This is a genomic window from Ignavibacteria bacterium (assembly GCA_015709655.1).
Lineage (GTDB): Bacteria > Bacteroidota > Ignavibacteria > Kapaibacteriales > Kapaibacteriaceae > OLB6.
Genome location: CP054181.1, coordinates 2057381 through 2070536, shown reverse-complemented (window position 1 = coordinate 2070536; position 13156 = coordinate 2057381). Strand labels below are relative to the sequence as shown.

The 13156-nt window shown below is 52.6% G+C and carries 7 protein-coding genes; all 7 read right to left on the bottom strand.

The annotated features are described in order from the left end of the window. Nucleotides 1–22 precede the first annotated feature (22 nt). The 7 genes from HRU79_08320 to rpsB all read right to left on the bottom strand — a co-directional run bounded on the left by HRU79_08320 (nucleotide 23) and on the right by rpsB (nucleotide 13136). The gene (locus tag HRU79_08320) at nucleotides 23–8482 is read right to left on the bottom strand and encodes a hypothetical protein (GenBank protein QOJ26651.1); all 8460 of its coding nucleotides are present in this window, start codon (nucleotides 8480–8482) and stop codon (nucleotides 23–25) included. A 62-nt stretch (nucleotides 8483–8544) separates the two neighbouring features. After that, nucleotides 8545–9099, bottom strand: a complete 555-nt coding sequence (locus tag HRU79_08315; GenBank protein QOJ26650.1) for a T9SS type A sorting domain-containing protein — start codon at nucleotides 9097–9099, stop codon at nucleotides 8545–8547. A 233-nt stretch (nucleotides 9100–9332) separates the two neighbouring features. Further along, nucleotides 9333–10025 carry a 7-cyano-7-deazaguanine synthase QueC gene (gene queC, locus HRU79_08310; protein QOJ26649.1) on the bottom strand — a complete coding sequence of 231 codons (693 nt, stop codon included), beginning with the start codon at nucleotides 10023–10025 and terminating at the stop codon, nucleotides 9333–9335. Nucleotide 10026: 1 nt separating this feature from the next. After that, nucleotides 10027–10587 (bottom strand): ribosome recycling factor, encoded by a 561-nt coding sequence (gene frr, locus HRU79_08305; protein QOJ26648.1) that lies wholly within the window; start codon nucleotides 10585–10587, stop codon nucleotides 10027–10029. Nucleotides 10588–10634: 47 nt separating this feature from the next. Further along, a complete protein-coding gene (locus tag HRU79_08300) occupies nucleotides 10635–11348 on the bottom strand; it encodes a UMP kinase (GenBank protein ID QOJ27304.1) in 714 nt (237 codons plus the stop codon). 15 nt (nucleotides 11349–11363) lie between these two features. After that, the gene (locus HRU79_08295) at nucleotides 11364–12221 is read right to left on the bottom strand and encodes an elongation factor Ts (protein ID QOJ26647.1); all 858 of its coding nucleotides are present in this window, start codon (nucleotides 12219–12221) and stop codon (nucleotides 11364–11366) included. A gap of 99 nt (nucleotides 12222–12320) precedes the next feature. Beyond that, a complete protein-coding gene (gene rpsB / locus HRU79_08290) occupies nucleotides 12321–13136 on the bottom strand; it encodes a 30S ribosomal protein S2 (protein QOJ26646.1) in 816 nt (271 codons plus the stop codon). Nucleotides 13137–13156 lie beyond the last annotated feature (20 nt).

The window sequence follows — 13156 nt, the reverse complement described above, 5'->3', positions numbered from 1 at the left end:
TGCCTTTCAATTTTCGTCGTTATTAGTTACCAATTACAAACCAGTTTGTACCATCGCTTACAAGTGTGCGGGATGTGTTACCGCCACCGGCTATGGTAATCGTTGCTACACCGTCAACCGTTACGGCACCCGGTGGGTCGATGGTAACATTATTTGTGTTGGCCGACTTGATAACCAACATGCGTCCGGCGGCTGCTGCGGGTAGGGTTACTGTAATATCAGCAGTGTTGTTACAGATCACAACATAGTCTGCATCTGTTAGTGTCACGTTTGCGGTTACTGTTTGTACCTGTACATTCACTGCCCGACCAAACGTGGTTACAGCACCCATCGAAACTGTGTTCGCACTGTTACCAATGGTTACAGCACCGGTTGAACCTGTACCAACGTTGGTAACTGCTGTTCCAGATGCGTTAATGTTGGCTGCTCCAACAACGGTTGTGGCACCAAGTGTTGAGAGTCCGGTAACGCCCAGTGTACCGGCTATTGTTGTGTTACCGGTTCCGGGTGCAACCGTAAAGTTTGAACCACCCACCGTGAGGTCTGCAGTTGTGACATCCAATCCGTTGGTTGCGTCAACATTACCGGTAAATGTTACCTGACCTGCGGATGCTGCTTGTGTTAGCGCCCCGCCAGAGGTCAGGGTGAAGTGCGTGGTGTTGTTCGTGCGAATGTCAATACCTGTTCCATTCAGTGTACCCAGGATGTTATTTCCGTCAGTAATGGTGTTACCTGTGCGCAACCATGCGAATGTGCCAATGAGAGTAGCTTCATCCCACTTGGTCATGTCGCCATTTGCATCGGCCGTCAGGATACCGTTATTGGCATCGGGGTGTGCGTATGCGTTTGTGATGGCAGCACCACCTAGGTGGTCAATACGTACGTTAGGTGTGGCAACTGCTGCTGTTTGTTGTGTACCATTAATGGTGAGCAGGTGCGTTCCAATGGCTGCTTCACCAATACCAACGTTGGCATTAGCACCGGTACCGTTTCCAATTTGGGTCGAGGCAGTACCGGTTGCATTGATATTGGTTAAACCGAGCACGGTGTTTGTGCCGGCAGCATTGCCGATGTTTACGTTACCTGAACCGGTATTTACGTTGGTAGTTGCCGAGGCGATGTTTGCCGTTGTTCCGGCTGTTAAGCCAACGGTTGTTGCACTCTGAGCCGAGAATGTACCGGCTGTTGCACTACCGATTGTAGTTGCTGCTGTAAGCGTGGTGTTGATATTCGTGGCACCAAGGATGGTGTGGCTGTCGGTTGCTGCATCACCAAGAGTGGTGCTGCCATCAACATCAAGGTCACCATCAGTGTGCGTGTTACCGGTTGCATCATCAACGGTGAAGCGCGTACCGCCAACGGTGAGGTCTGCGTTCGTGACATCCAGGCCGTTGGTTGCGTCAACATTGCCGGTAAATGTTACCTGACCTGCGGATGCTGCTTGTGTTAGCGCCCCGCCAGAGGTCAGGGTGAAGTGCGTGGTGTTGTTCGTGCGAATGTCAATACCTGTTCCATTCAGTGTACCCAGGATGTTATTTCCGTCAGTAATGGTGTTACCTGTGCGCAACCATGCGAATGTGCCAATGAGAGTAGCTTCATCCCACTTGGTCATGTCGCCATTTGCATCGGCCGTCAGGATACCGTTATTGGCATCGGGGTGTGCGTATGCGTTTGTGATGGCAGCACCACCTAGGTGGTCAATACGTACGTTAGGTGTGGCAACTGCTGCTGTTTGTTGTGTACCATTAATGGTGAGCAGGTGCGTTCCAATGGCTGCTTCACCAATACCAACGTTGGCATTAGCACCGGTACCGTTTCCAATTTGAGTTCCTTCGTTACCAGTTGTATTGATGTTTACCAAGCCGGTACCGTATGATTCGATACTTACTGCACCATTGGCACCGCCGGTAAGGGCTACAAGATTATTTGTACCGGCATTTGCGGTAAATGTTAAGTTGTTTGCGTTAAGGTTTACAAAGCGGTTAGCCGTAAATGGTACATCGGTGTTTGCCAAACCGCCAAGGCGCCAGCGGGTTGCACCGCCTTCAGGCGTAAGTGATACACCTTGTTCGGCTGCCGGGTTGAAGCCGCGGAGTACACCGTTGTTATCAGCGATTACGAACTGGTCAATTGTAGCATCATAGATTGGTGCAGAAGCTGCGCCCAGCGATGCAATGCGAACGTTCGGAGTTCCGGCAGAACCGTTAACGTCCAATACAACGTTTGCAACAAGCGGAACACCGTGACCCGATGAATACGGTCCTGCAGGTACCATGCCGATACCAACGTTTGAACCGCTACCCGTACCGTTGCCAAGCTGCGTTGTCGCATTGCCGGTTACGTTTACGCTGGTTACGCCAAGAATGGTGTGTGTATCCGTTGGAGCATCACCAAGAGTGGTGTTGCCATCAACATCAAGATCACCATCAGTGTGCGTGTTACCGGTTGCATCATCAACGGTGAAGCGCGTACCGCCAACGGTGAGGTCTGCGTTCGTGACATCCAAGCCGTTGGTTGCGTCAACGTTGCCGGTAAAGGTTACCTGGCCGGCACTTGCTTCTTGTGTTAGAGCACCTGTTGCTGACAGTGTGAAATGCTGTGTATTGTTTGTAATGAAGTGAATCGGGTTGTTTGAAATTGTACCAATCAGGTTATTAACGCCATCGGTAATCGGATGGTTATTACCAATCACACGCCATGCGAATGGATTCAGGAATGTATTTTCATCCCACTTAATCATGTCGCCGTTGGCATCGGCCGTCAGCACACCGTTGGTAGTATTGTCAGCATACGCTGTTGTATAGGCATCACCACCCAGGTGGTCAATGCGAACGTTTGGCGTTGCAACCGCTGCTGTTTGAGCTGTACCGTTGATGGTGAGCAGGCGCGAAGCAATGGCTGCTTCACCGATACCTACGTTGCCGTTGGAACCAATACCGTTACCAATTTGAGTTCCTTCGTTACCATTTGCATTGATGTTTACCAAGCCGGTACCGTACGATTCGATACCTACTGCACCGTTGGCGCCGCCGGTAAGGGTTACAAGATTATTTGCACCGGCATTTGCGGTAAATGTTAAGTTGTTTGCGTTAAGGTTTACAAAGCGGTGTGCGGTAAATGGTACATCGGTGTTTAGCAAACCGCCAAGACGCCAGCGGGTGTTGCCTCCTTCGTTTGCAAGGGAGACGCCTTGTTCGGCTGCCGGTGCAAATGAGCGGAGGACGCCGTTGTTATCGGCAATGACAATCTTGTCAATCAAGACATCAAACCCTGTCGGAGAAGCTGTTTGAAGCGAGGCTAGACGCACGTTCGGTGTTCCAAGGTTATCGCCATTAACATCAAGAACAGGATTTGCGGTGTAAGGTGTGGAATGACTAGAGGTGTAGCCTGAACCCGGTACCATGCCTATACCTACGTTTGTTGAACCGCTACCCGTACCGTTGCCAAGTGCAACATAGCCCCCTGACGTTGTTTGAGCATTAATCTCTACATTGCCAAAATAATTATCATTAATGTACACATCGCCTTCAGCGTCGATAGCTGTTGCACCGTTGGTGATAAGGAGTGATGTATTCGAAACATTATCCATCGAGATGCCTATTGTAGGCGTAGAGCCGCTTATACCAGGTATTAAAACACCAATGCCGGTAGCAGAGATTTCTGCACCGTTAATTGGTGAAGTGACAGAGCCAACAACGACACCGGCATCAGATGCATCGGCAGTGATTGCTACGCCGCCGGAGTTTAATGCAAATGCAGACAAGCCGACGCCGTTCGCTGCAGTGGTTTGAACGCCGAGTCCATTCGATGCAACGTTGTTTGTTACTTCTACCTGGAAGGTTCCCGTGGGCAGTGCGCCAATACCGAGTGTCTGGTCGGTGCCGGACATCGTCATTACAGGAAGATTGTTTGTAATGAAGTGTACATGGTCAGATGTTAGCGTACCCATCAGGTTATTAACGCCATCTGTAATCGGATGGTTATTACCAATCACTCGCCATGCGAATGGATTCAGGAATGTATTTTCATCCCACTTAATCATGTCGCCGTTGGCATCGGCCGTCAGCACACCGTTGGTAGTATTGTCAACATACGCTGTTGTATAGGCATCACCACCCAGGTGGTCAATGCGAACGTTTGGCGTTGCCGTACCTGCTACTTGAGGAATACCGTTAATTGAAAGAAGGTGTGTTCCGATTGCCGGTTCTCCGATACCTACGTTGCCGGTACCGCCGGTGCCGTTACCGATTTGGGTATAGTCATTACCGGTATTGTTTACAAAGGTCGGACCCATGATGGTGGTTGTACCGGTGCTGTTACCAATATTGGTGTTAAAGGCACCCACGGTGTTAATGTTTGAGAGTGCTTCTACAGTTACCAGCGGGGCACCGCCGTTATCGCCATCGAACTGTACAAAGGTTGTGCCCGGGTTACCAAGCGAGCCGTCGGTAAAGTTGATGCCGAAGGTATTCAGGTTTACATATCTGTCTTCCAGATAGTGTTTGGTTTCTGTCGGATTTGGTGTGGAAGCACCCGAACCCAGGCGGAAGGCACCGTTTTGATACTGGATGCCTTCGTCGGCCATGTCGGCCAGCAGTTTCTTCTTGACTTGTTCAAGTGAGTTTTCTGTTACCATGTACAGCGGCGTAGCGTCGGTCTTCATGTTGTGCATGTAGTATTCACCGGTTGTCGGACCCACTGCCATGATTAAGTTTTGTGCGCCTGCACCCGTACCCGGCTGATTGCCGATGCGGGTGTCGAAGTCGGTGCCGACGTTGATTTCGGTTGCGCCGATAATTTTTGTTACGTCCTGGATGACAACATCACCCACTGTGTTTTGGATAATGCCGCGCGGATCCAGCAGACCGCCAATAACGGTGTTGCTCGTTGGCGAACCGATGGTGGTGAGCTGTGCTCCGATTGTATTGATGTTGGTAGCAGCGGTAACCCGAAGTTCATTGCTGCCGGCATCCATAAACATCATTTCACCGGTACCGCCAAGGCGTGTAAAGGTTAAACGGTGAACGTCCAGGTTAACAAACCGGTCAACCAGGAATGGATTTGCTGTTGTTGTTGTGCCGCCCAGACGGAAGGCGCTGTTTTCGAAGACGATGCCTTCCTGTGCCAGACCTGATGCGGCTGCGGTCCGTACATGGTTCGAGGCATCAAGGAACAGGAAGTTGCTTGGCGGACCATTGACGATACCGTTCAGTGTAAGGTTGCCTGCAGAGCCAACGCTGATTGTTGTGCTTGAAGCAGGATTTGAGATGTTACCAATATTGGTTGCTGCATTGGTCAGGGTGTTGATGTTGGTTACACCGTGAATGCTGTTGGTTGCCGTTGGCGAACCAATGGTATTATTGGCATTGGCACCTGTACCAAAACCGTTCATGGTATTGGCGTTGGAACCTACCGAGCTGTTGCCCTGCAGATTTGTTGTGCCGGTTACAACAAGATCGGCTGCCGTGAGAAGGCCTGCTGCCGTACCGGTGATGTTTGCGTTGGGTACCCATTGCTGGTTCAGATGATCCCAGCGTACTGTTTGGTTATCTGCCGATCCCGGAAGGATACGGGCGCTGGTGCTGGCTACCACAAGGTTTGGTGCAGTGTAGGTAACACTGATACCGTTACCTGCTACAACGGTACCACCTGCCGGAGCCGTTGTTGGTGACGTGCCAATAAAGAACTGTCCGGCCGAGAGCGGTGGAGCTTCAACAATCTGACCGCTGCTTGACCACATCAGCCGGTTGTTAACAAGTGATGAACCGGAGTTTGTACCGCCATACTGGATGGGAAGGACACCTGAGGTGACATTATTGACGTTAAGGTTGGTAATCAGCGAACCGTTTGCGGCCGGGAGCCTACCTGAATTGTCCAGAACAACAACGTTGTTTGGCGTGTTAATATCGGTGTTACCGTTTAGGTAGGTGTTCCGAATACCGGTTACCATACGGCCACCGGCTGCTGCCGTCGGGTTTAATACCGGGTTGGGATAGTTACCTGCAAGGTCGCCGCCGGCGGGGCCTGCAGGGATGGCATTCATAATTGCCTGTTCTACGATGGTGGTAATTCTACCGTATTGGTCAACCTGCAGACTTGGTACCATGCCGGCAGTTCCGTTACCGTAGGTGCCGGGTGTAACACCGGAGAGTGCAAAGCGTGACAGGTTGATGGTACCGGTGGCACTGGTATTTAAGGCATTCAGAACGCTGTTGCCAGCGTTCACGTTAATTGTTGGTGCCGGGTAGGAGCCTGCAAGATCACCACTTGCCGGGCCTGACGGCGGTAATGTTGTTGGGATAACGCCCGAAGCAATATCGCCTGCCTGAATTGTACCATCCTGAATGATTGTGGATGTTACTGCACCGGTAGCAAGTTTTTGCTCTGTTACAGCACCATCGGCAATCTTGGGTGTGGTTACCTTGCCGGCGCCAATTTCCGGGTTGGGGTATGTGCCTGTAAGGTCGCCACCGGCAGCACCACTTGGCGTTGCCGATGAAATTGTTGTTGTGGTAACGCCGGTAATGCGGCCCTTTGCGTCGGTGGTAATCACCGGAATAAGTGACGATGAGCCGTAGGTGCCGGCAGTACCAACATTGCTCAGGCGTGCATCGGTTAAGGTACCGGTGGTTGTACCGGCATTTAATGCTGCCAGGACCTGATTGCCTGATGTGGTTGCCAGATCCGGATTGGGGTATGTTCCTGCAAGAACACCGCCGGCAGGGCCACTGGGCGGCAGAGTGGTGGGGATAACACCAGGAGCAATGTCAACGGCGCCAATGGTACCGTCCTTAATATCATCAGTTGAAATCGTTCCGTCAAGAACCTTGTCAGATGTTACAGCATCTGCAGCCAGTTTGGTATTGGTAACCTTACCATTGCCAATCATCGGGTTGGGATAGGTACCCGTCAGGTCACCGCCGGCAGGGCCGGTTGGTGTGGACGGTCCGAGTGTTGCCGTGGCAACATTGGTTACCCGCCCCTTGGCATCGGTGGTGATGATCGGAATTTGAGAAACGCTCCCGTAGGTGCCCGGGGTGCCAACGTTATTTAAACGGGCATCGCTCAGCGGGGTTGTGGTGGTACCGGCGTTGATGGCCGACATTACCTGGTTGCCCTGGGTAACGTTAAGTGACGGGTTGGGATAGGTACCTGCCAGAATACCGCCGGCGGGACCACTTGGTGGTAACGTGGTAGGAATTACACCAGGAGCAATGTCGGCGGCGGTAATAGTACCGTCAACAATGTTCGATGATGTTACCGAGTTCACGCCCAGCTTGCTGTTGGTAATAGCACCATTGGCAATCTTATCGTTGGTGACGATAAGGGGCTTGAGCACGGGGTTGGGATAGGTGCCGGTAAGATCACCGCCGGCAGGGCCGGTGTATGGGATGTCGGGGATCGACACCTGGGTTACGGAGGTGATCCGACCGCGGTCGTCAACCGTAATTCTTGGTACCAGCAGGTCAGAACCGTAGGTACCGGCTGTTACACCACTCGGTTGCAGTTTTGCGTTGGTCACCGAGAGGTCTGCAATTTTTGATGTGGTTACCGATCCGTCAATCAGCTTAGCCGTTGATACCGAGTTGTCGGCAAGGTCGGCAGTATTTACAGAGCCGTCGGCAATCTTGGCCGAGTTCACGGCATTCAGTGCAATTGTCGGGTTGGGATAGGTACCTGTAAGGTCACCACCGGCAGGACCGCTGGGTGGCAGTGTGGTCGGGATTACACCGGGAGCAATTTTGGTAAGTGTTATTGCTCCGTCCTGAATGTTGGTGGTTCCAACAGAATTCACTGCCAGCTTAATGGAGGTTACTGCTCCATCGGCCAGTTTGTTGGAGGTTATACCGCCGTCGGCAACATCCACGCTGGTGGTGGGGCCATTGGGATTTGTTATGGCCACCGTTCCCTGAGGCGAGTTAATGGTTTGAATGGCATTCACAACAATGTTGCTGCTCAGCACAATGGTATCGCCGCTTGATGTTACGGTGATACCGCCTTCGCCTTTAATGTGGACGTCGCCCTGCAACGTGTTCAGACTTTTCACAAAGCCCGAGGCATCGTCCGACAGTTTGTGTGCAACATCGGCATGCTCTGCATGGATGGCATAGGGCACAACTGCCAGTCTGGTGCGGGGTTCAAAGGGCCCGGAGCCCACAATGCCCACCTCAAGCCAGTACTGGGTGTCAAAGGTTATCGGGGCAAGTGACTGTACACTGCCTAAGTACACATTGAACAGACCCCGCGTAACCTGTACGTTAGCCTGTGTTTCTTCCCAGGCAAGGTTTCCGCCGGTGGCTGCATCGAATAGCCTGAAGTACAGTTGGTACTGTCCGTCGGCTACCGGCAAACCGGTGGGCTGCGTTAGCAGACCCTGATACGAGACCTGTCTGGTGATCTGGGCTTGCGCGGGAAGCGCTGTCCATAGTAACGCACTGCACAGGAGCATTACCAAACCAAGGCGAAGTATTCTTTTTGTCATAATAAATCCCAAAACGGCTGTGATAAATTAATTTCTTTTCTTGCTTGATAAACGGAAACGAATTACCGAACGATGGTGAGTCGCTGAATCTTACGGAACGGCTGGCCGTCGAGACCAATGCCGGTTACCTCGTAGAGATAGGTGCCCGACCCGAGGGGAGCACCGTTGTCGGTTAATCCGTCAAACACGATTTCCTGACCACCGGCAAGCGACAGCTCGGTGCGGATTGACCGCACACGGTTGCCGGCCAGGTCATAAACATTAACCTGGATGGCGCCCTCAAGAGGCGTACTGAACCGGATGGTGGTGGTACTGGAAAACGGGTTTGGATAGTTGGTAACATCGGCAGCCAGTTGGGTGCCGCCGTCACTTTCGGAAACTGAAACCAGGGTGTCAGGAATGGGGAGCCAGAAACCCTGACTAAGCTTGCTGCCATTGGTAACGGCAACAATGCCGATAAGGGGCTGGCCTATTGTCCCCGACAGCAGACGCTGTCCGGCCTGGGCTCCTATACCACCGCCACTGCCAACAACACTCCACGGGAGTTGTGTTTGCGCAAGTGCAGCCGTGGCAGCAAAGCAGAAAACGAAAAGAAAACGTAAACAAAGTTTGTTCATAGTCCCTCGCTTCAGTTATGATGGCAAGGCTCCGTGACGTATGTACCATAAATCTCAGGGCCCCCCCAAAAATCAGAGAGCAAATATTGAAAATTCAAAATCCCCAGCGTTCAGTATTTATACGCGTATTTTTCAAACAGTCCGTAACTTTTTTTCAAAGGCAGCCGGAAACCTGAAATTTCGGGTCATGACACAATACCCGAAAGGCGGTATTTTTACTGAAGCGTTCCGGTTTAGGGCTGATATACAATACTGTCGGTCATACCGGCAGCGGCGAAGCCTTTCAGGCGGAGCATGCAGGAGTCGCACGTGCCACAGGCATAGGTGTTGTTCTGGTAGCACGACCATGTTAGGTGCAGAGGAGCACTCAGGCCGATTCCCATTGTTACAATGTCGGCCTTGGTACGGTGGAGCAGCGGGGTGTGGATGCTTATGGTACTGCCGGTGGCAGAGCCGGTGGCAATAACCTGCTCAAAGGCGCGGAAGAAGACTTCACGGCAGTCGGGGTATCCGCTGCTGTCTTCCTCTACAGCACCAATAAAGATAGCGTCGGCGCCGAGAACTTCGGCCCAGCTTACCGCAATGGCAAGGATGTTGGCGTTCCGGAAGGGTACGTAGGTTACAGGGATGCGTGCAGATTCGGGGTCACCCGGCGGAACATCAATGCCGGTATCGGTAAGCGCAGAGCCGCCAATCTGGGCAAGGTGCGAGATGTTAACCACCAGGGTGCGGCTGATACCGTAGTATTCGCAGATATCGGTAAAGGCCTGAAGTTCGCGCTGCTGCGTGCGCTGGCCGTAGTTCACATGGAGTGCCGCGATACCAAAGCCCCTTTCAATGGCATGGGCAAGGGTTACACAGGAGTCCATGCCACCGGAGAGGAGTACAACGGCAAGTGGCGTGTTCGGAGTGCCGGCGTCCGACATGTTATTCGTTCATGACCTGCTGTTCTTTTTCGGCAAGCAGGTGGTCAATGTCTTTTACAAAGCGGTCGGTGTTTTTTTGGACGTCGTCTTCACCGCGTTTGCGTTCGTCTTCGGAGAAGTGCTCGGTTTTTTCGGCTTTCCTGAGGTCTTCGTTGGCATCACGGCGGACGTTTCGTACGGCTAATTTGGCATCCTCTGCCATTTTTTTGCACTGTTTAACGATGTCTTTCCGACGTTCCTCGGTCAGTGGCGGCACGGTAATGCGGATTATCTGTCCGTCGCTCTGCGGGGTTAAACCAAGGTTGGCCGCCAGGATGGCTTTTTCGATGGCCGATACGGTACCGGCATCCCAGGGCTGAATAACCAGTGTGCGGGCATCGGGTGTACTGATACCGCCCACCTGACTGATTGGCGTGGGCGATCCGTAGTAGTCCACGCGCACCGAGTCCACCAGTGCTGCCGACGCCCTGCCGGTGCGCACCTTGGCAAACTGTTGTTCTAAGTGTTCCACGGATTTTTTCATCAGGTCTGACGAAGCTTTTACAATATCCTGTACTGGCATGGTAGTTCCCTTTTATCGTTGACAGTAATCAGTAGGTGCGGGCGGGCTCAGAGGACGGTTGACCCAACGTCGTCGCCCGTAACCAACTTGCGCAGGTTCCCGCGCCCGTTAATGTTAAAAACTACAATGGGTTTCTTGTTTTCCTGTGCCATGGTGATTGCTGTAAGATCCATAATCCGGAGGCCGCGCTGCAGCGCATCGGAATACGAAATCGTGGTAAACTTCACGGCATCAGCATGCTTTTCGGGGTCTTTGTCGTACACGCCGTCAACCCGCGTCCCCTTGAGCACCACATCGGCATCGATTTCACTGGCACGGAGTACGGCAGCGGTATCGGTGGTAAAGTAGGGATTGCCGGTACCGGCGCCAAAGATTACCACCCGGCCTTTTTCAAGGTGACGCAGAGCGCGACGGCGAATAAAGGTTTCGGCCACCTGCTCCATTCTGATTGCCGTCTGCAGTCGTACCGGCACACTAAGAGCTTCCAGTGCATTCTGCAGTGCAATGCAGTTAATGACGGTGGCAAGCATGCCCATGTGGTCGCCCGATACCTGGTCGATCCCAGCAGCGGCAGCCTGTACACCTCTAAAGATATTGCCGCCGCCCAGCACGATTCCCACCTGAACGCCTAATTCCACGATTGAGCGGACCTCTTCGGCATAGCTGCGAATTACGATGGGGTCGATCCCAAAGGACTGCGACCCCATGAGTGATTCTCCGCTCAGTTTTAACAGTACCCTGCGATATCGTGGCTGCATCAGTGGTGGTTCCGGGTGTTAAACAGATTCGCCAACGTTATATCTGCGGAAGCTCACAACCGAAATGGTGCTGCCTTCCAGTTTGCCGATTTCAGCTACAACATCACTGACTTTTTTGGCAGAGTCTTTAATAAAGGTTTGCTCTACAAGGACGTTTTCTTCATAGAATTTGCCAAGCCTGCCCTGGGCGATGCGCTCGGCAATATCTTCTTTTTTACCTTCTTCCATTGCCTGTTGCTTGTAAATCTCGAGCTCCTTGGCAAGCACGTCGGTGTTTACCTGACTGCGTTCAACAAAGCCGGGAGCCATGGCGGCAACCTGCATTGCGATGTCACGGGAAAGGGGCTTGGCATTATCGTTCGATATTGCGGGTGCAAATTCTACCAGTACACCCAGGCGCGAACCCATGTGTACATAGTCGGTCAGGTAACCGCTGGTGGTAACGTGTTCAAACCGGCTCAGTTCGATCTTCTCAGAGAACTTTGCCAGAATTTCGTCACGCATATTCTTCAGGGGTGTTCCGTTGTAACTCAGCGCCCACACGTCGTCTTCGGTTTTCACCGGGTTATCCAGAACGCACTGTGCGATGGCATTGGCAAAGGCAACAAAATCTTCGTTGCGTGCCACGAAGTCGGTTTCGCAGTTAAGTTCAATTATTGATGCCGTCTTACAATCCGGCGTTGTTAATGTAACCACAACACCTTCTTTAGCCTGCCTGTCGGCACGCTTAGCCATCGAGGCAGCACCGCGTTTGCGCAGCCATTCGATAGCTGCCTGGGTATCGCCGTTCGATTCTTCAAGGGCTCGTTTACAGTCCGCCATTCCGGCGCCTGTTTTATCGCGCAGTTCTTTTACATCTGCTGCAGTTATTGCCATGGTAGTTATTCCGTTGTGATAATCGTTAAAACTTGTTGAAGAGTAATGCCGTGCCGGTGGTACGGGTTGCGGGTGCCGGCCCGGCGTTTGGGTCGGGGCTTAGCCCTCGGCTTCGCCCGACTCTGCCTTGCGTCGGCCGCGCATCTGACGGCGTACCTTGCCGTCATCTGTCTGCTCGGTTTCCTTGGCGAGCATTTCGCCGGAAGCTGCGGTATCGGCGGCTTTTACGCGGGCAATTTCCCTGCCCTGGAGCACGGCATCGGCAATCACCTTTGCCATGATGTCAATTGTATGAATCGAGTCGTCATTGGCAGGTATCGGATAATCAACTTCTTCGGGATCGCTGTTGGTATCAACGATGCCAACCACGGGGATGCCCAGGATTTTGGCTTCCTTGATTGCCAGGTGCTCACGCTTGGTGTCAACCACGAACAGCAAACCCGGGATCCGCGTCATGTCTTCGATACCGCCAAACACCTTACGTAAACGTTCGCGTTCGCGGCTCAGCATCAACCGTTCCTTCTTGGTAATCTTCTCAAAGGTGCCGTCAACTTCCATTTTGTCGATGGCGCTCAAACGTTTGATGGACTTGCGGATGGTGCTAAAGTTGGTAAGCATGCCGCCCAGCCAGCGCTCGCTGACGTAATTCGAACCACTCCGGCGTGCTTCTGCTTCAATGGCGGGACGCGCCTGGTTCTTGGTGCCTACAAAGAGAACACCGCGACCGTGCGATGCCACATCGTAGGCAGCCTCGCGTGCTATATCCAGCAAGAGCTGGGTTTTCCGTAAATCAATGATGTGGATCCCGTTACGCTCCATGAAGATGAAGTTGCGCATTTTGGGATTCCAGCGGCGCGTCAGGTGTCCAAAATGGGCGCCGGCTTCCAGAAGAGCTTCGACGGTGACAACCGCCATAGTAAACCTCGAGTAAATTG